The sequence below is a fragment of the Pseudoalteromonas sp. SIMBA_162 genome (genome assembly GCF_046535955.1).
In the GTDB taxonomy this organism is placed as follows: domain Bacteria; phylum Pseudomonadota; class Gammaproteobacteria; order Enterobacterales; family Alteromonadaceae; genus Pseudoalteromonas; species Pseudoalteromonas marina.
Genome location: NZ_JAWJBQ010000002.1, coordinates 144,205 through 164,631, shown reverse-complemented (window position 1 = coordinate 164,631; position 20,427 = coordinate 144,205). Strand labels below are relative to the sequence as shown.

The following is a 20,427-nucleotide window of genomic DNA, read 5'->3' as shown; positions in this document are numbered from 1 at the left end:
TAGCTTGTTAAAAACATATTTGGGGGTATGTGTTTGTTAAGCTTTAATACGCCTAGGGCTGCTCAACATTAACCTGATTACGGCCACTTTGTTTGGCTTTATAAAGAAGCTCATCAGCATGTATGATCAGTTTTTCAAGTGAGCGGTTAGAGGAGGAGCTAATTGCTGCACCTGCGCTAAACGTAATGGTTTCAGTATTATTTAAGCCTTCTATTTCGCTACAAATATCTATCAGTGTATTGGCAATAGAATCGAACGTTGTTTTAACGCTTTGTTTATCAACGGTGTTTAAAATAAATAACCATTCCTCACCACCATAGCGGCCAAATTGGTCGTCACCAGCAAGTGTATTTTGTGCTGCACGAGCAAAAGCTTTAAGAACGGAGTCACCCACATCGTGGCCGTAAGTGTCGTTAATGTGCTTAAACAAATCTAGATCGACAATGGCAATTGTAGCATTGCTTTGCTTAAGTTTTTGAGCCGCTTTTTGCATAATACCGCGTCGATTTAAACTGCTAGTTAAGTAGTCAGTCAGCGCAATGTTATAATATTTTTTACGTTGTAGTACTTGTCTATAAATAAGTAATAACGACACAATAACTAAAATAAACGCAATTGTTGCGCTTAACCGCCAAATTATTTTTTGTTGATACTCTTCTTTAGCGAGTAATTCGTTAATGTTTTTGTCGTATTCTAGTTGGAGTATTTTTTCTTCTTTTTCTTTTACTTCAAATTTTATTTGCAGTGTTTTAATGTTTGTTTCGCTGGTGGCTTCGTAATGCTTTTTTATAAATGTAAGCATTTGCTCCATTGCGTCAAATGCATCGTCTGTTTTGTTGAGGCTTCGTTTTAACTGGTATCGCTTTTGAAGGTAATCGGCTTTATAAATGCTGCGGCTAAAATCATCGATCATCGAAAATACTTCATCGTTCATTTTATCGGCTTTTTTAAGTAAACCTTGTTTTTTATAAATATCTAGCATCAATATCATCGATGCGAGTTTCATATCACCTATTCCGGCTAGGTGGGCAACCTCAATATTTTTTGTGGCTAAGGCGAGCGCATCTTCGTAGTTTTCTTGTTTGTATAAAATATTAGCAATTGAATACTGAGCAAAAGACAGTCCTTTTTGCATGTTAACAGATTCAAAGTAAGAGAGTGCTTTGTCTAGATAAATGAGGGATTCGTTTGGTTTATTTATTTCAAGTAATACATTGCCCAAGCTCCAGTAAGCTTTAGCTGTATATAAGCCATCTTGAGTTTGCTGATATGCGATCAGCGCTTTTTTAGCGTATGTTATTGCTTTTTCTTTGTTTTCTAAATAATTATACGCATCGGCTATCTTCCTGTAAAAATAGCCTTGCGATGCAATATCGTTGTTTTGCATCGCCAGTTCTAATCCGTCAAGTGCCACGCTCAAGGTTTTTTTCAGTTCATCTGTTTCGGTATAAAAGTATGCAAAGGCTCTTAAAATAATGATTTTTTCAGCCGGTGTAGATTGAGAAAATCGTGTTTTTAGTTGATTAACAACATCGTTTGCCTTTTGGAGTTCTTTTTGTAGGCTAAGCAGTTTTAATTGTGACTCCAAAAATAGCAGTAATACGTCAGGTTGTTTAGATAATTGCTGATTTGATAAGTAAACAGTGAGGTGTTTATCTAATTTTTCGTACTTTTCTTCCCTAAAAAGCAGTTCGGCATAAATGGCTGCAGCTTCTAAATGCAAAGCGCCATTCTGTTTTAATTTACTTTGCTCGTAAGCTTGAGTGATTTGTTTTTTGTTTTGCAGGTAATCAAGTTTATCTGTTCTTACACTTTTAATCAGCGTGCGTACGTCTTGCTGACTGAGCTCAGGGGTAGAAAAGTTGTTTGAATAAGCAATACTTTGAAAGGCGGCGAGTAAAAAACACACAACAACAAGCTGTTTAACCAACACCGATAGGTAACTTGCTTTAAATTGCATGTTATTAGTCATATTAAGCCCTTACTAACTTGATACGTGTAGCTTTTTTGAAAAACGTAGGGTTAGTTAAATTTTGGCTAAACCTCATCCATATACTTTTAGTAATCAAAAACTCAAGCAGGTTGTAGCCTTGAGAGACGTTTATATCTAGCATTTTCAATCTCTATTAAGTATTGGTTAACCATTAATTATCCAATTACATTACCATAAAAGTTATTTTATAAAAATATCTACGCCTATAATCCTAGTATAAGCGTGATAGCAGCCTTATTTATGGTGGTTTTAGTATTTATCTGTTAAAAATCAGCATCAATTTTAAACTCTAAACGCTCGTGATTAATCGGGTGCGTGAATGCTAGATACTCAGCATGCAGGTGTAACCGGTCTGCTTTTTTACCATAATGTGTATCACCAATAATAGGGGTGTTTAAACCTAATACATGTGCGCAGTGCACACGCAGTTGATGTGTGCGCCCTGTTTTAGGGTAGAGCTGCAAGCGAGTTGTGTTGTTTTTTCGCTCAAGTACTTGCCATGTTGTAAGTGCAGGCTTTCCTTTTTGGTAACACACTTTTTGACGCGGCTTATCATCAAAATCTGGTGTTAGGGGTAACTCTATAGTACCGCTTTCTTGTTCTATATTCCCATCGACTAAAGCAACGTAGCGCTTTTCTATTGTGCGCTCAATAAATTGTTTTTGAATGGCTTTATGTGCCCGTTTATTTAGGGCAATAATTAATAGTCCTGAGGTTGACATATCCAATCGGTGCACAATAAGTGGGCCTGTAGCTTCTGGAAATTGTGTTTTCATACGCAAGAATACAGAGTCGTCTATGGTAATGCCCGGGACCGATAAAAACTCTGCCGGTTTATTCACTATGACCAAATCGTCATCTTGGTAAACAACAGTAAGCTCTTTACCTTGTGCAGGGTTATTCAACAGTGGGCTAGGTTCTACATTTAAGCCTTTTAGCATGTGGCCTAAGATAGGCTGACATTTACTAAAGCAAGATGGGTAGTAGTTTTTATGCTGCCTAACCGCAGATTTAGGCGGGGCTCCCCACCAAAACTCACCCATGGCTATAGGTGTTAAGTTATGTTTAAACGCATATTGAAGCAATTTAGGGGCTGCACAGTCACCTGCCCCCGATGCCGGCGTATGCTCAGGTAATTTGGCAAAAATAGCATTGAGGTCTTCTATTTCGCCATTAATATTAAGAAATTGATATTGAGCAAATAGTATTTTTTGTAAGCTTTTGGAGAGCGTTTTACGGCGTTTTTTTAAATGTTCAAGTTCATCGTTTATTTTGCTATGCGCTTGTTCAAGTGTGACTAGCTGTGTTTGCCATTTTTGCTTTAATGCCTGAAGCTGCTTTTTTTCTTCAATGCTTTGTGTTGCTAGCTTTTTTTTGAGTTGTTGAATTTTGGTTTTACTCGATTTTTTTTCAGCGTCGCTGCGTTGTTTTTTACGCTTTTTTCTGCTTTTTTGCATTAAAGCATGCTGCGCTTGCAGCTCTTTTTCAAAGCCTTCGTTGGCGGTAGCTAATAATTGGCTAATGCTCTTTAGCTGCTCACTGTTTTCAAGTTCGTCTATTTGTGCGTTCAAGTCATTTATTATTTTGCTTTTAGCTAAGTAATTTTCATCGTTTAATTGCATGCTTGAAATAGGGGGCACAAAGTTAATACTGACTTTGTTTGCGTCAACTTGCCCTGAGTAGGCAGCTAAAAAGCCCAGTTCGTTTTGCTCATTTTTAACCACTAACACGCCAAACATTTTACCCGCGTTTTCAGCTTTTAAATGTGGCAGTGTTTCGAGCTGCTGTTGCAATTGTTCGCTTGCTGCAATAGTTAACGGGTGTGGCTCGTAAAAAAAGGGGTAAGTAAACTGTTCCGGTAAAGGAATAGTGGAAACAGGTTGAGCAAATGGGGTAAAACAAGGGCTGTTAGACATAGCGGTCGAATTATGAAATTGAGGCGAAGAATTAATTTAGATTTTATCACAGCATGAGCTTGCTAGGGGGTATTGGTTCTAAAATAATAAAAAAAGGCCAGCAACAATGCCGGCCTCACTATTTTAACTTACCACAAATTATTTATTGGCATCTTTTACTGCTTTAAGTTTTGCTGCGTGGTCTATTTTGTAATCAGGCATGTCTTTTTTACCCTCTATTAAATAGTTATCCATCCAACGCATTAAACGTAAGCTGTAGTCGTATTGTGCTGCCACTTTACGGTTGCCGTGGCCTTCACCCGGGTAATAAACAAGGCGTACATCTTTACCTTGTACTTTCATGTAGCGGTAAAGCTCCATAGATTGCGCAGGGTGCACGCGTGGATCGTCTTTACCGTGCATAATAAGCAACGGTGTTTCTGACTGACCAGCCCAGTAAATTGGGCTGCGCTCTAAATACCATTGCCATTTATCCCACGGGTATGAACGGGCATGCACTAGGTGCATTTCGTTTGAAATATCAGTGGTACCAAACTTAGAAAGTTGGTTAGTGACACCCACAAACATAACACTTGCTGCAAAATGTTCAGTTAGTTTTGTTGCACCCCAAGCAGAGGCGTAACCGCCGTAAGAACCACCTGTGATACCAACGCGTTTGCTGTCAACTAGACCCATGTCGACTAAATGGTTTTTAAAGTCCACTAGGTCGTCAAACTCTTTACCAGCGTAATCGTTTTGCCCTAGTTTTGAGTAATCAACGCCTTTACCTGTAGAACCACGATAGTTTGGATAAAATACCGCGTACCCACGTGCAGCACCCATTTGGCCAGGGCGAGAGTAATTGGTGATCCACCCATCTTTGTCGTGACTTTCTGGGCCGCCATGTACTGACATAATAAGTGGGTAGCGTGTGCCTTTTTTGTAATCGAGCGGGTATACAAGTACGCCGTCTAGTTCAACGCCATCACGCGCTTTAAGTTTAATCGTTTCTTGTTTAGCAAAGCGTTTATCGTTCAGCCAGCTGTTTGAGTCTGTTAAACGCTTTGCTTTTTTACTACGCACAATAAATACTTCGTTAGGGTGCTTAGCACTGTTACCACGAAGTGCCAATGTTTTATCTGAGTCAGAAACACTTAACTGCGTTGCAATAAATTGGCCTTCATCAACTAGCTTTTTGTATTTATTAGAGCCTGCTTTGATACTGGCAACAAAGCTTTGCGTACCTACATTGGCAATAAAGTTAAGCGTGTTACGCTTATGCGACCATTCAAAATCAACTACGTGGCCCATAAAGTTAGGTAGCCACTCAGTGATTTTTGCGGTTTCAGTGTCAGCAATAAATAAGCGGCCAGTTGCTGGGTCGTGCTGATCTTCTGCGCCTAAAATAGCGACGTATTTACCATCATGCGACAGCTCTGCATCGCCCAGTTTACCCTGTGTTTTAAACGATAAGGTTACTTTTTCGTTAGCAATATCGTAAAGGTGCCACATTGATTTAGTATAGCGATCGTCAATAAGTGCTGTAGGTTGAGTTTTAACGAGTAGCTTGTCATTGTCGGCTGACCAGTTAACATCGCTTACATAGCTATCAATGTTTATGGCTGTTGGCGATAATGGTTTATCTGCTTTTGCCAAATCAACAACAAAGAGTTGTTTGTTTTTTAAACCTAGTTCGTATACTTCTGCTTTAAAACCAAGTTTTTTTAATTCTTTATCTGATTTGTCGGCAGCGGGCATCGCTAATAACGCAAGCTGTTTATTGTCTGGGCTTAGTTGATAACTTGAAATAGAAGTCCCTTTTAACGACATAACTGCTTGTGCTTGTCCGCCATCAACAGGAATTTGGTAAAGCGAAGTAAATTTATCGTCTTTAAGCTTTGCTAAAAAGTAAATTGTTTTGCTGTCGTTTGACCATTGTAGGCTTTTAATATTAACCGAGCCGGTAATAAATGGGCGTTCAACACCTTCATCGTCTACAACGTAAAGTTCGCTGTAATTGCTGCCATTTTCGTCAACGTAAAGTTTGCGTGGTAACGAGCGTGTAAATGCAACGCTTTCACCATCTGGGCTAATACTTGTTTGTATTACCGATTTTACTTTTGGAATGTCTTCAACTGTGATTGCTGATTGCGCAAATGCAAGGCTGCTTGAAAGCCCGATTGCTAGCGCTAAGCTTGTCTTAAGCATTGTTATATCCTTTATTTTTAAAATCCAGATTAGTATAACAAGCTAAGGTTAATAAACTAAAAAATGCGATTAATGCTCAAAAGAGGGCGTTAAATGAAGGTGATAAAATAAATAATGAATAGCGCGGAATGTACCGCGCTGCTTTTTATAAACTTTTTTTAGGCGGTAAGGCAACGTTTGCAAATATAAGCCCGGCTACAAGCGACATAAATATTAAAAATGTTTGCTGGCCTATATGCTCTGCATATATGAAGTCTTGGCCTTCAATAAGTGAATTTAAGCCAATGTAGGTTTTGCTACCTGGGACTAATACAATCAAGCCCTGCATTGCCACAATTGAAGCCGGCGCATTAGCAACACGGTTAAATAAATTACTAAAAATACCCACCGATAACGCGCCAACAAAAGTACCCAATGTGTAATCTAAATACATTGCTGACCCAATACTTGTGCCATAGGCTATAAAGCCTGATGCAATAGACCAACCCGCATGTTTTAGTTTGGTTCTAAATATAACTATTAGGCTGCTACACAGTAAAAATATAGCAAGCCAAGGTGTCCAGCTGGGTAAAGGCTCCGGTTGAACAAAGTCTGCTTGGCCAAAAAGTGCAAAGCCAATGCCTATACCTATAAAGCCACCAAAATAGAGTTTAAACAGCAGCATAAATGAGTCCATTACTCTTGCTGTACCCGAGACTAAGTGGCGAGCTGCAAGCTCTGCCAATCCAAGTGCAAGCGCAAGGCCCGGTATAAATACAATAATGGCAGAAAGCACCACTAAGCGTATGTTTACTTCGGGTGTTATATAAACGCTTACAGCACAGGCCATAATTGCTGAAACAATAGCAACAAGTGGTTCAAGCATATGCGCTACACGTTTAGAGCGCATAGACCACAATACAAACATATACACCACAAGGGTGAGTAACGCAGACCAAATTACATCGGTCCAACTGGTGCCCATAAGCATTGCAAATGCGCCGCCCGAGGTTGCAAATGCAATACCTGTCGTTAATTTATTGTAAGGGTTAGGGGCATCAAAAATTATATCTAGCTGTTGGTCTACTTCTTGAAGAGACAATTCTTCATTAAGCATTTTATTTACAAGGTCGTCGGTATCGGCAAGTGATCCTAAATCATGATCGCCTGGGTCAACTCGTGCCACATGCGTATACTCATCTTCATGGCCGTCGGTCCAAATAACAAAGGTGACCGAGGTGGGCGACATAACAAACGACGATTTGAGGCCTAAGTATGTGGCGACTTCCATTAAGTGTGCTTCTAGGCGGTAGGCAGGCGTACCGTATTTATGAAGCATTTTACCCAACTTAACGATAAATTTGCGTTTTTCTGTAAAGGTTGCAGTTTTCAAATCTTATTTAGGCCAGTGTGTAAATAAATTAGCTAAAAGTATAGGCTAAAACGCCCATATGTAATGGGCGCGATTTTAAAGACTAATTGGTGTGTGTCTAGTCATTTTTAATCTAATTTTTTATTTTTTTCCGCTATCCATTGCGCCATGTATTGTGTGCTTCGCATTGTATGATGTTTGAGCATTTGTCCGGTAAAGTTTTTTTCACGATGCGTGCTTAAATCGCTGCTTATTGCATCTATTTTATTAATGAGTGCCGCGCTCAATTTTACTTTGTCGTATACGGTGTTAAGTAGCGTATTGCCAGCTTGCTGGGCATGTTTAAAATCGGTTTCATTGGTATAAAGCTCAACGGCTGCATTTGCAAAGTCTTCGGTATTATTAGCCACTTTACCAGACCAAGGTAAATCGTTGTGCATGCCCTCTACACCAATACTAGTGGTAACGCTGGGTGTTTGCATAATCATGGCTTCAAGTAATTTACCTTTAATACCGGCGCCAAACCTAAGAGGGGCTAAACATACGCGCGCACTTTGCATTACATCATAGGCGTTATCGGCCCAGCCTTTTATTAAAAACCCGGTTTTTGGGTTGTTAAGCGCAGTGGCTTTAGGTGGCGGGTAAGAGCCATAAATATGTAGTTCTGCTTTTGGTAATTGCTTGCGAATAAGCGGCCATATTTTTTGTAAGTAAAGTACTGCATCCCAGTTTGGCGCATGCCTAAAATTACCTATCGTCATAAAGTGCTGACGTTCATCAAAGCTTTTTGTGGTTTCGGGCAGCGAGATTAAATCGACCATAAACGGTAAATGGTGTAATAAGCTTGGTTCGACCTTAAATACGCTATTGAGTAATTCCATTTCGTAGCTTGAAATAATTAGGCTTAGGTCGCAACGCAAAATAGCCGCTATTTCGCGTTTAGCTATGTCTGAATGTAAATCGCTGGTTGTAAATTCATGCTCGCCTTTGTGCGCTTCATGGCGTGCGTTTCGCAGGCACTGTAAATCTTCGGTATCGAGAATCTTAATGGCATTGGGGCAATGCTTATCAACGCGCCAACCAAATTGTTCTTCCATCATAAACCGGTCAAACATTACAATGTCGGGGTTATAGGCTTTAACGTATTCGTCAAAGCTTTCGCAATTAAGGGCAATGCTTTGGCTTGTTATACCAAAGTCGTCAAGGTTTACCATGTGCTCTGTGCGTTGAGCGGGAGTAGCAAACTCCACTTGCCAGTTTTGTGCTGTAAATGCGTTCAATAATGACATCATGTGCGTACCCGCAGCGGATGAGTTGGGCTCTGGCCATACGTAGCCAATTACCAGCACTTTTTTCATTGGCTAGACTCTTTAATTTGTAAGTTAACATTTACCAGTGTTTTAACCGGTGGGGCTGTATTTTGTAATAGTTCTTGTAGTACTAAAAGGCAACGTTTCGCGATTTCATGCGTGCTGATTGCAACACTCGTTAATGTATCGTCAAGTAAGGCGCTATTTTTAACTTGCTGACAGCTTACTACTTTAATGCGTTGATTAGCTGCTAAGTTTAATGTGTTAATGCTTGCTAGCACGCCGTGGGCGATAATGTCATTCGCACACACAATGGCGTTAATAGCAGGGGTGCTTTTATAAGCCTGTGCAAAAGCATTTTTGGCACTAAGAGCGGAATTTTCACCACATTCGATTGCGTTTAGTGGCGATATACTGTGTTGTGCACATGCGGTATTAAAGCCGTGTTGAAGTGTTAAGCAGCTGCTTAATTGTAAATTGCTGCCTATAAACGCAATGTTTGTAACCCCTTGAGAAAGTAAATGCATGCTAACTATATGGCTTGCTTTTTTGTAGTCGGGTAACACACAAGGTGCATTACTAAATGCAAGCTCTTGCATTAAGGTAACAACGCTATGCTGAGAACTTAATGTGTCTAACCATTGGGTGCATGTATTAGTCACAGGGCAAATTATAAATCCGGCGGAGTTGTATTCTTTTAGTTTATTAATTGCCTGTGTTTGCTGCTCAACGTTATTGTTACTGCTAACAATAACGGCCTGAAAACCTTCATTGTTTAATGTTAGCTCAAGCTCGGTGGCCAACTGTGCCATAACAGGGTCAGTTAAATCATTTATAACCACAGCGATTAAATTAGAGCGCTTTGAGCGCATAGCTGCGGCATCGCGATTATAAACGTAGCCTAACTCATCAATTGCTTTTAATACTTTTTGTTTGCTTTTATCACTGACTTTTTTACTTTGAGTAAGCACCAAAGACACCGTTGACTTAGACACACCTGCAAGGTCGGCAACATCAAAAATTGTGACAGATTTAGCTTTGTTATGCATAGTTGTGTTTGTCGCAGTGATAAATTAAAAACGCGTTAGTGTAGCTTAAACTGGGCTGTTAAGTCATCTTTTGCCATGTGTTGAGCCACCTTAATGCTTTATGAACAAAGCAAAACGTGTTTATATACACTTAATTGTGTAAAAAATAACAAAAGGATAAAAACATGAACGCTTTTAGGCTGTTAGTTGCCTTTATTTGTTGTGTTGTATTACTACCATTTAGTCATGCAGAGCAGGGCTACCAAACTCCTTCGCCTGATTTAGCGGCAGTGGTAGATGCTAAATTGGCGCCCACAAGTTACTTATCAAGTGATGGTCAGTGGCTTGCGCTATTTGAACGCAGGCGTGTTGTATCGCTTGATGAGCTTGCAATTGAAGAGTTAAAGCTTGCGGGGATTAAACTAAACCCGGCTAATTTTTCACGCACACGGGTGCGCGCAAATTTTAGTGCTGTAGAACTTAAACATGTGCAAAGTGGTACTGTTATTAATATTAATAACTTACCAAATGGTATTATTCGCTCGCCTAAGTGGTCTTCTAATAGCAAATACTTAGCGTTTATTGTTGAACAAACAAACGAAGCAAATTTATGGCTTTATAGTGTTGAAAGTAAACAAGCAAAAATGCTATCGAGTGCTGCGGTAAATTCAGTTTTAACGGCATCGCCATACCAATGGTTACCAGACAGCACAGCCATTATTGCAAACCTTGCTGTAAATGTTGGTAAACCACGGCTAGAAAACAACAGTCAAAATGTTGTGCCAGTTATTCAGCAAAGCACTGGCGAAAAAGCCCCTGCACGCACGTATCAAAATTTATTAACGAGCCCATTTGATGAAGCTCAATTTAAGTTTTTTGGTCAAGGCCAGTTGGCTTACATTACTCTTGATGGAAAAGCTCAAGCTATTGGCAGTCCTGCACTTTTTAAATCGTTTTCGGTGTCGCCCGACTCGACTAATATTTTGGTGGCGGGAATTAACGAGCCGTTTTCGTATCAAGTACCTTACAGCCGCTTTGCGACAACGTGGCAAATATGGGGTATGCGCGGTTTTGCATTAGCCGAGCTTGCTAAGCAACCTTTGGCCGATAATATTCCACAAGGTTACGACAGTGTGCGTACAGGAAGACGTAATTTTGAATGGCGAGCAGATCAGGGTGCTGAAGTTATTTGGGCAGAAGAGCAAGATGGCGGCGACATGAAAACTGACGTGCCACACCATGATTACATTTATAGCTTACGTGCGCCGTTTAAACGCGAGCCAAAGTTATTTGCAAAAGTAGAACGTCGTTATGCGGGTATGGAGTGGGCTAATAACGACATTGCTATGCTTAGCGATTGGCGCTTCAGCGACCGTCAATTACGCACGTATGTAATACAGCCGCGTAATGCAGATAGTAACCGTGTGCTGTTTTCAGAGCGTAGTTATAACGATGCTTATAAAGACCCAGGTAATGCTATTTACGAGCGTAACGATTTAGGTGCTAATGTAATTAAAGTGGTTGGTGGGCGTTATATTTACCTGCGCGGCAATGGCGCGTCAGAACAAGGTAACATCCCGTTTTTAGACAGGTACGATGTAAAAACAAATAGTAGCAAGCGTTTATGGGAATCTAAAGCGCCTTATTACGAGCGTGTAAGGGCGCTGCTTGATGACGAAGGCGAACGCTTTATTACTGTTCGTGAGTCTAAAACTGAGCAGCCTAACTTTTTTATTCGTGATTTAGATGACGATTCGTTAACCCAACTAACGCAATTTGAACACCCATACCCTGCTTTTAAAGGGGTAACAAAAGAACAAGTGCGTTACACGCGCGACGACGGTGTTGAGCTTTCTGGCACGTTATATTTACCACCAGGGTACGACAAAACACAAGGCACTTTGCCTGTGCTTATGTGGGCTTACCCGCTTGAATACAAAGACAAAGCAGTAGCGTCGCAAGTTCGCGAGTCGCCTTACGAGTTTACGTATATTGGTTACTGGGGCCCAATGCCGTACCTTGCCAAAGGTATTGCCGTGTTTGACGATCCTAAAATGCCGATTGTAGGTGTTGATGGTAGTGAGCCAAATGATCACTTCAGAAAACAGCTGGTTTCTAGCGCCAAAGCAGCAGTAGATGTACTGGTTGAAAAGGGGATTGCTGATAAAGACAAAATAGCCATAGCAGGGCACTCATACGGTGCATTTATGGTTGCTAACTTATTGGCGCATAGTGATTTATTTAAAACAGGTATTGCTCGAAGTGGCGCATATAACCGCACATTAACACCGTTTGGTTTTCAGGGAGAAGAACGTGATTTTTGGCAGGCGCAAAGTGTATACGCTAATATGTCGCCGTTTTTTCACGCCGAAAAAATCAATGAGCCAATGCTCATGATACACGGTAAAGAGGATCCTAATTCAGGCACTTTTCCAATGCAAAGTGAGCGCATGTATGCCGCGCTTAAAGGCTTAGGAAAAGATGCCCGTTTAGTTATGCTGCCTTACGAAGCTCATGGCTACCGCGCACGTAAAAGCTTATTACATGTATTGTGGGAGCAAGAGCAGTGGCTAGATAAGTATTTGTTAAATGATACACCACAGCCAGTAGAGGTCGTTAGCGAGCCTGCTGTTAATACCCAGCAATAACAATACACATAGGTAAGCAACAGCGCGGCTACTTATAGCCGCGTTTTTGTTATGAATACGAGAGTAAATTAATGATTGATGTAGCAGCACTGGCAGTTTTTATTCCTACGTTCTTTTTTGTATCTATCACACCGGGTATGTGCATGACGCTTGCCATGACATTAGGTATGAGTATCGGTGTGCGCCGCACCTTGTGGATGATGATAGGTGAGTTATTGGGAGTTGCGAGTGTAGCTATTGCGGCGGTACTTGGGGTTGCAAGTGTCATGCTAAATTACCCTGATGCGTTCGCTATTTTAAAGTGGGTCGGTGGTGCCTACTTAATTTACATAGGTATAAATATGTGGCGCGCCAAAGGTAAAATGTCGGTTAATACACATAGCCCAAGTGATGTAAGTAGGCAGTCGCTTTTTACGCAAGGGTTTATTACCGCTGTTGCTAACCCAAAAGGGTGGGCGTTTATGATCTCACTATTGCCGCCGTTTATTAGTGTTGATCAGGCTGTTGCGCCACAGTTATTTATTTTACTTAGCGTAATTATGATAACCGAATTTGTAAGTATGTTAGCGTATGCAACAGGTGGTAAAAGCCTGCGCCTGTTTTTAGCCCGAGGCGATAATATTAAATGGATGAACCGAATTGCAGGCAGTTTAATGATGCTTGTAGGTGTTTGGTTAGCCTTAGATTAATAATAAAGAGCACGTGGCTCTTTATTATTTTGCGCATAACGACTATTAATTTTTAATTAGAACCTGCGTGATTTACCTGTGCTTGTAAAAATGGCGCCGTTTTACTTTTTTGTGATTCAGCGACCATTTCAGGTTTTCCTTGTGCAACTATTACCCCGCCTTCGTCGCCAGCTCCTGGGCCAATATCAATAACCCAATCACTGTTACTGGCTACTTGCATATCGTGCTCAACCATAATGACGGTGTTGCCAGCATCAACTAAGCCATTTAACTGCGCCATTAGCATGGCTACATCTTTTGGGTGCAGGCCTGTGGTTGGCTCATCTAAAATATAAAGCGTATCGCCACGCTGTGTACGTTGTAGTTCAGTGGCAAGTTTAATACGTTGTGCCTCGCCGCCCGAAAGTTCAGTAGCAGGTTGCCCTAAACGTAAATAGCCAAGGCCTACTTGTAAAAGCGCATTGAGCGTGCGCAAAATAGCGGGTTCATCGGAAAAAAATGTATGCGCTGACTCAACGGTTAAGTTGAGAACATCGGCAATGGTTTTCTCTTTATAGGTAATGTCGAGTGTTTTTTGGTTATAGCGCTTTCCATTACACACAGGGCAAGGCGAATACACGCTGGGTAAAAATAACAGCTCTACGCTTACAAAGCCTACGCCATCGCAGTTTTCGCAGCGGCCTTTTTTAACATTAAACGAAAAGCGACCGGCATCGTATTTTCGCTTTTTTGCCTCTTTGGTATTGGCAAACAGTTTACGTACTTGATCGAATAAGCCCGTGTACGTTGCAAGGTTTGAGCGAGGCGTACGGCCAATGGCTTTTTGATCAACCGTAATTAGGCGCTTTATGTGCTCAATGCCCAGAGTTATTTGCCCGCCGGTTGCTACGTTGAGCTCTTGCTCGAGTAACTCTGCTTCGTCGGTTGGCATTTGTGGTTGCGATTTTTGCCCAAGTGCATCGTATACCAAGTCAACAAGTGCTTGGCTTACTAAGCTCGATTTACCAGAACCAGATACTCCCGTAACACTTGTAATAACCCCAAGCGGAAATTCTACATTAAGCTTTTGTAAGTTATTACGTTCAACATTTTTAAGCGCTAGCCACGCTTTAGGTTGGCGTTGCTTGTTTTGTATGGGTGCCTGCTGGGTTTGGTTATTTTTAAATAAATACTGACTAGTGTGTGAGCTACTAATTTGCTTTAAGCCTTCAACAGGGCCGCTATAAACTATATTACCGCCATGGGAGCCCGCATTTGGTCCAACATCGACTACCCAATCGGCATGTCGAATAACACTTACGTCGTGCTCAACCACAAATACAGAGTTACCAGCGGCTATTAGTTCATCTAATGCGCTTAAAAGTGCTTGTGTATCGGCAGGGTGTAAACCTGCCGAAGGTTCATCTAACACATACACAACACCAAATAATTTTGAGCGAAGTTGCGTTGCTAGCCGCAAACGTTGTAACTCCCCTGGTGATAACGATGGGGTGGTGCGCTCAAGCGATAAATACCCTAGGCCAAGTTTAGTCAGTGACTCTATACGTTTAATAATATCGCTTGTAATACGCTTAGCGACGATGGCTTTTTCTGGGTTTGTAGCGTTACTTTTAGCAGGTGGATTAGCGGCAATGCTTAATTTATCTGCAAGTTCGTTCAATGTTAACTGCGAAATTTCGCCTATATCAAGGCCTGCGACTTTAACCGATAACGACTCTTTTTTAAGCTTTTTACCTTTACAGCTTGGGCATGGGGATATTTGCATAAACTGCGACACTCGTTTTTTAATACGAGGACTTTGTGTTGTAGCAAAAGATTTAAGAACAAAGCGCTTAGCACTGGTAAAAGTGCCTTTATAGCGAGGTTTTTCGCCATTTTTAATGGCGTTTTTAACCTCTAAAATAGTGTAGTCTGGATAAACAGGCACAGTGGGGGTATCGTCTGAAAATAAAATCCAATCGCGTGCTTTTTGCGGCAACTCATACCATGGTATGTCGATATCGTAACCAAGTGATACCAGTATGCGACTTAAGTTTTTACCTTGCCATGCTGGTGGCCAAGCTTCTATTGCGCCTTCGCGTATCGTTTTTGTATTGTCGGGCACAAGTAGTTGTTCGGTTACCTCAAAAGTGCGGCCAATGCCCGAACATTGTGGGCATGCACCTTCGGGGGTATTTGGAGAAAACGCATCGGCATACAAAATGCTCTGCCCTTTAGGGTATTCGCCAGCGCGTGAGTAAAGCATTCGCAGCGCGTTAGAAATAGTAGTTACGCTGCCAACCGATGAGCGAACAGAAGGCGCACCGCGCTGTTGTTGCATTGCTACTGCTGGTGGCAGTCCTTCAATTGAGTCTACGTCGGGTTCGTCAACCTGATCGATTAACCTGCGTGCATAAGGCGATACCGAATCAAGGTAACGATGCTGCGATTCAGCAAATAATGTTCCAAAGGCGAGCGATGATTTACCCGAGCCCGATATACCAGTAAACACCACAAGCGAATTACGGGGCAGGTTTACATCCACATTTTTTAAGTTATGAACACGTGCGCCTCTTACTTGAATGCTGTGCTCAGTGTTTAATAAAGCCAATTGCGAATTTTCAATCGCGCCTGAACTGTTAAATGTGGTTGCCATGTAATTTTCTCCGTTTAATCGCCATGTTTATTAGGTGAAATTAAAGCTGAGGTTACACAAGCAACACTGAATGAGCGCTTAGTGAGCATTATTGAATTTGTTGTGTATGTTTACATAATAGGTAAATGCTGAGAGTATGCTTAACTATGTAGACTATACAAACGTCATTAAGTACGCTTGAAGGAGGTTATTGATATGATTAAAGCATGGATTTTAATGTTGGTTATACTGTCGTCTTCGGTATTGGCAAATACTGAGAACGTAATAAACGTAGACAGAGCTATACCTAGTAGCTTGCATTTAGCATTTCCAAACGATGCTAATATCACACCCAAAAAAGGCGAATTTGAGGTGTTAAATTACATATTGATGAGCAATAACGAGGGTGAGCGTTGGGCAGTAATAACACTCACTAATTTATCGACGGGTAATCGTGAGCTTAACGAAGACCATTTACTGGCTTTGTTCGCTGATGGAACGCGACTACCTCCTCAACCTTTTAAATTAAGTTTTAAGGGTAACGAAACGCAGTCGGTAACTGTCTCGTTTGCTGAATATAAATTTCCTATTTTAAGTGTTTACTCAAGTAATGATCAGTAGCTAACTTTAAAATAAGCCTAAATATGCAGTAATTGTTTTAGCTTATCGGCACCGGCTCTGCTGGTGCTAAGCTCCGATTTTACATCATCATTTACAATCACCATTAGCTTGCCGTTAAACCAGCGCTGTATTTCTTTTATATGGTCAATATTAACCAAATAACTGCGATGAATACGCACAAAATTGTGCGTGGCTAGGGCGTGTTCAAGCTGATCGAGCGTGTCGCTCAAATGATTAAACGTTTCTCCATTCCACGCTAAGCTATTTCCTTGCTCTGATTTAATAAATTTAATGTCGCTTGGGGAAAGCAAAAATATGCGCTCGCCACTTTTACTAACTAGCTTGTTTAATGAACTTTCGGTGAGTGTAAAAGCGGGTTCACCTGCGCAGCTAGTTACATGAGTATGCGCTCGTTGTTGCTCTAATTGCTGCTGCGCTTTGGCTAACGCTTTTTTTAATCGTGCAATTGGAAAAGGTTTGAGTAAATAGTCAGTTGAGGCGTGCTCAAATGCTTCAATCGCAAATTGGTCGTACGCGGTGGTGTAAATAATAATGGGTTGGTAGTTAAGTAAATCAATAAGTTCAAGGCCATTAATTTCAGGCATTTGAATATCAAGCAATACCACATCAGGAGTCAGCTCATTAATTAATGCAATGGCCTTTTTGCCATTTGTGGCTATGCCTACCACGTCAACATGCTCCATTAAGCTTAATTGATGGCTTAATTTTTCGCGAGCAGGAAGCTCGTCATCGGCAAACATTATGCGCATTTTAGTCGTTTTATTTGGCAGGTTTATATTGTTCATAACGCTAGCTCCAGCGTAACAACAGCACCATTATCATTACTGAGCAATACTTTACTTTGTCCAAGTTGATTAACGCGTAGCATAATGTTTTTCATCCCTATACCTTTTCCGTAGCCACATTTTAATACATCGTCAGTAAAGCCTTTTCCGTTGTCGCTTATCACAATTTTAACCCCGTTAGACATTTCACTCAGGGTAATATTAAGTGTAAGTGAGGTTTGTTTAGCATTGTGCTTAATTGCATTTTCAATAATAGGTTGAATAAGTAGAGGTGGTAGCGTTTTGTTTTTAAGGGTATTAGGAATGTGGTAATTAACCTTAAGCTTATCGCCAAAGCGTGCTTTTTCAATATTTAGGTACTTTTCTATTATGGTAAGCTCTTGCTGTAAAGGTATTTGCTGTTGCTCTGCGGTATCAAGCGAGTACCTTAAAATATCAGCGAGTTCATGCAGTACTTCATCTGCTAAATCGGGTTTTGTGTGTATGTAAGCGGAAATTGTATTTAAGCTATTAAACATAAAATGAGGGTTTAGCTGGTATCGCAATGTAGCAAGTTGGGCTTGTTTAAGCGCATGTTTTTCGGCAGTTACGCGTTTTTTGCTTTCAATAAAAATACTGGTAAGGTAAATACACGAGCCCCAAAGTAAGCCGTTAAATACAACAAATATCCCCATTGATTTATGCCCATCAAAAAGCAGTGTCAGTAATACATCGGTAAGCACATTACCGAGGGCCATAAATACAACGGCAATTAACCATTCAAGTGCTGTTTTATTAATGTGCTTATTGCGCAGGTAAAAAATAACCGCTGCCGCACTCCATACCGGAACCCAATAAAAAGTAATAAACCATACGGTTGCGGCGAGTGCACTGCCGCCTGTTAAGGGCGCAGAGTTAGCAATTATGAGTCCAAGGGCGTAAGCAATATCAACAATTAGTAGAATAAAAAAGCTGTATTTGTAAAAAGGATGTTTGAGCATAATAGGTGCTTCTTTTTGTAAGTGATTAAACCATAACAAAAAACAGTCAAAACCCAAAGAGTTTGTGTTTTGACTGTTACTTATTTAAAAGTAAGTTAGCTCTTTGATTTGTAATGTGTTTTTTAACGGCTCGTTGCTTGCGCCTGGCATTTTACGCCACATTAAATTAACCCCTGTTAATTCTGTTGCCGACCACGTAACGGGGCTACCAAACCCAAACTGTTTAAATGTAGTGAAAGGTATATCAAGCGTGGTCCACTCATCGCGTGGTTTTAAAAGTACACTAAAGTGATCCCAATCTTTTACATCACTATGATAAACAGACATAGCAAAAGGTGTAGTTGAGCCTTTATAGGTTAAGCGAATACCTTTAAATGTTGAGGCATCAGCCGGTGACGAAAACTTAATTTCAGCGCCCGCCCATGCACCAAAGCTGGTAGGCTTTGTAATGGTTGTATCAATAGTTAAGCTATTTTTATGCGTGGTAAGCGTTGCAACAGACTGCCCACCCATTACCGAATCGCTCATAGCTTGCCATGGTGTATCACCGGTAAAATCATCAATAGTATGCTGTGCTTGGCTGCTTTTAACTTCTTCATTGCAGGTAGGGCCCTGTGGTGTAATGGCCTTGTTTTGAGCAATAAGCGCTGAGCGGTCTACTTTTAAACCTGTTTTATACACCTCTGAGATAGTGTGAATATGATTTATATCACTAAGTGGGTTTTGTTTAAGCAGTACAAAACTTGCCTCAAAACCTTTAGTAAGTTTGCCAATGCTCCCGGCTTTATTAATCGCTTTTGCGCCGTTAACCGTTGCTGCGTTAATTATTTCACCATTAGTTAGGCCTGCTTTTTTAAGCGCATCTAACTCGTTGTGTAACCCTGTACCGTGCAGCGTGTAAGGGTTTCCGGCATCAGAGCCTGTGCCAATAGTAATATTAGCTTTATGAAGCTTTTGTATATTTGCATAAGCGGTTTTACGCTCATCCCATGCGTGCTCTTTCCACTTTGAAGGTGCAGGCACCTTTTCAAACAAACACCCTTGAAGCTTTTCAGGAATGGTTTTTAGTAACTCGCTTTGTGAGCTAATAGTATGGTTATACTTTTCATCGCTATGATTGTGGTACACCGCAAGGGTAGGAATGTAGGTTACATTATGCTGTTTCATTAGCGTAATAAATTCATCGTCAATCGCTTCGCTATTAATACCGTGCGCTAAAGCCGTTGCACCGGCCTTAATAGCACGTTTACCATCATTTAGTGTAGAAACATGCACAAAATACGGTAAATTAGCGGCTTTAGAGCGCTTACCTAGCTCAGCCAGTTGGCTATCAGTTATCGATTTACCTACACCGCCAAAGGTTTCAATAACCGCTTTAGTTACATGTGGATTAGTGCTTATATGTTTTTGCCACAGCGCTGCTATGTCTTCATCTTTTGCAATTTCGTATGCTTGGCCACCAAACTGCGTGCCATGCCCGCCAGGGTTAGTAAACAATGTACCTGCATAAAAAAGGTTAGGGGTTAGTTGGGCTGCTTTTAATTGCGCAGCTTCGTTTAGGGTTTGTTCGAACGAAAACAAATCAACAATGTTAGTTACGCCTAAATACAAATTAGAATTAAAGTGCGCTTTAACCGGCAAATACTGAAACTCAGTAAAGTTACTGCCCGATGAGCCTAAATGTACATGTAAATCAATTAAACCGGGTATTGCATACTGGTTGTTGGCGTTAATTGTTTTATCTGCGTTTTGTAGTGGGTCAGTCGCTTTAGTAATGCTTACAATTTTTCCCTCATCAATATATAGCGAACTTGGTGCAGAAAAGCTTTGCGAACTACTTTGGTATAAACGAATGTTGTCGACTCGCAGGTCAATGGCGTGAGCACTAAAGTGGCTTGCTAAACTCAGTGCTATAACTGTTTTTGTAATAATGTTCATGACTGTATTCCTTATCAAAAATTAGGTATTTGGCGTTTTGTTGATAAGAAATTTAGCGAGTTTTATAACCTGCTTCATTAATGTTTATCTGAATCGACATTATTGGCAGTTGAACCGACACAAAAGTAAATAAGCGTTGTGGTGGGGCGCCCAAGCTAACTAAATTAAGTGTTTTGAATGAGCGATAGGTTACGTGCCTAGTTTAAAGCAAAGCTTTAAACTTTGATCATGTTTGAATGGTTATTAAGGGCAGTGATGAGCGAGAAATAGTTAGTCAAAAATCTTAATGTCTGAAGTCAAGATTTGACCCTCGACTTTCGACCCTCGACTTTCCATCACCTTCTTT

General features: G+C 40.8%; 13 protein-coding genes. 3 read left to right on the top strand and 10 right to left on the bottom strand.

The window, feature by feature from the left end:
• Positions 1-52: 52 nt before the first annotated feature.
• The 6 genes from R0J88_RS02375 to R0J88_RS02350 form a co-directional block, all read right to left on the bottom strand.
• Positions 53-1,972, bottom strand: a complete 1,920-nt coding sequence (locus tag R0J88_RS02375) for a diguanylate cyclase (protein ID WP_410898951.1) — start codon at positions 1,970-1,972, stop codon at positions 53-55.
• A gap of 284 nt (positions 1,973-2,256) precedes the next feature.
• Positions 2,257-3,909: a pseudouridine synthase gene (locus R0J88_RS02370; RefSeq protein WP_410898950.1), complete on the bottom strand. Its 1,653-nt coding sequence runs from the start codon at positions 3,907-3,909 to the stop codon at positions 2,257-2,259.
• 138 nt (positions 3,910-4,047) lie between these two features.
• Positions 4,048-6,096, bottom strand: a complete 2,049-nt coding sequence (locus R0J88_RS02365) for a S9 family peptidase (RefSeq protein WP_410898949.1) — start codon at positions 6,094-6,096, stop codon at positions 4,048-4,050.
• Positions 6,097-6,241: 145 nt separating this feature from the next.
• Positions 6,242-7,468 (bottom strand): threonine/serine exporter ThrE family protein, encoded by a 1,227-nt coding sequence (locus tag R0J88_RS02360; RefSeq protein WP_008129681.1) that lies wholly within the window; start codon positions 7,466-7,468, stop codon positions 6,242-6,244.
• Positions 7,469-7,575: 107 nt separating this feature from the next.
• Complete coding sequence (locus R0J88_RS02355) at positions 7,576-8,805, bottom strand: glycosyltransferase (protein WP_410898948.1); 1,230 nt, start codon at positions 8,803-8,805, stop codon at positions 7,576-7,578.
• Positions 8,802-9,806, bottom strand: a complete 1,005-nt coding sequence (locus R0J88_RS02350) for a LacI family DNA-binding transcriptional regulator (protein ID WP_410898947.1) — start codon at positions 9,804-9,806, stop codon at positions 8,802-8,804. Before R0J88_RS02350 ends, R0J88_RS02355 begins: the two co-directional genes overlap by 4 nt.
• Before the next feature lie 164 nt (positions 9,807-9,970).
• Here R0J88_RS02350 and R0J88_RS02345 point away from each other — a divergent pair, with 164 nt between their 5' ends.
• The gene (locus R0J88_RS02345) at positions 9,971-12,433 is read left to right on the top strand and encodes a prolyl oligopeptidase family serine peptidase (RefSeq protein WP_410898946.1); all 2,463 of its coding nucleotides are present in this window, start codon (positions 9,971-9,973) and stop codon (positions 12,431-12,433) included.
• A 71-nt stretch (positions 12,434-12,504) separates the two neighbouring features.
• On the top strand, positions 12,505-13,122 hold the full coding sequence (locus R0J88_RS02340; protein WP_006792663.1) for a LysE family translocator: 618 nt from the start codon (positions 12,505-12,507) through the stop codon (positions 13,120-13,122).
• A gap of 52 nt (positions 13,123-13,174) precedes the next feature.
• Here the strand turns inward: R0J88_RS02340 and uvrA are convergent, their stop codons facing one another.
• Complete coding sequence (uvrA, locus tag R0J88_RS02335) at positions 13,175-15,757, bottom strand: excinuclease ABC subunit UvrA (protein ID WP_410898945.1); 2,583 nt, start codon at positions 15,755-15,757, stop codon at positions 13,175-13,177.
• 195 nt (positions 15,758-15,952) lie between these two features.
• Here uvrA and R0J88_RS02330 point away from each other — a divergent pair, with 195 nt between their 5' ends.
• Positions 15,953-16,357, top strand: a complete 405-nt coding sequence (locus tag R0J88_RS02330; RefSeq protein WP_410898944.1) for a hypothetical protein — start codon at positions 15,953-15,955, stop codon at positions 16,355-16,357.
• A gap of 17 nt (positions 16,358-16,374) precedes the next feature.
• Here R0J88_RS02330 and R0J88_RS02325 read toward each other — a convergent pair whose 3' ends face one another.
• Genes R0J88_RS02325 through R0J88_RS02315 form a run of 3 tightly spaced genes read right to left on the bottom strand, consistent with a single transcriptional unit; the run spans position 16,375 to position 20,081 of the window.
• Positions 16,375-17,163 (bottom strand): LytR/AlgR family response regulator transcription factor, encoded by a 789-nt coding sequence (locus R0J88_RS02325; RefSeq protein WP_410898943.1) that lies wholly within the window; start codon positions 17,161-17,163, stop codon positions 16,375-16,377.
• A complete protein-coding gene (locus R0J88_RS02320) occupies positions 17,160-18,200 on the bottom strand; it encodes a sensor histidine kinase (protein ID WP_010556810.1) in 1,041 nt (346 codons plus the stop codon). Before R0J88_RS02320 ends, R0J88_RS02325 begins: the two co-directional genes overlap by 4 nt.
• Before the next feature lie 27 nt (positions 18,201-18,227).
• Positions 18,228-20,081, bottom strand: coding sequence for a CIA30 family protein (locus R0J88_RS02315; RefSeq protein ID WP_410898942.1), 1,854 nt, complete (start codon positions 20,079-20,081; stop codon positions 18,228-18,230).
• Positions 20,082-20,427: the final 346 nt, after the last annotated feature.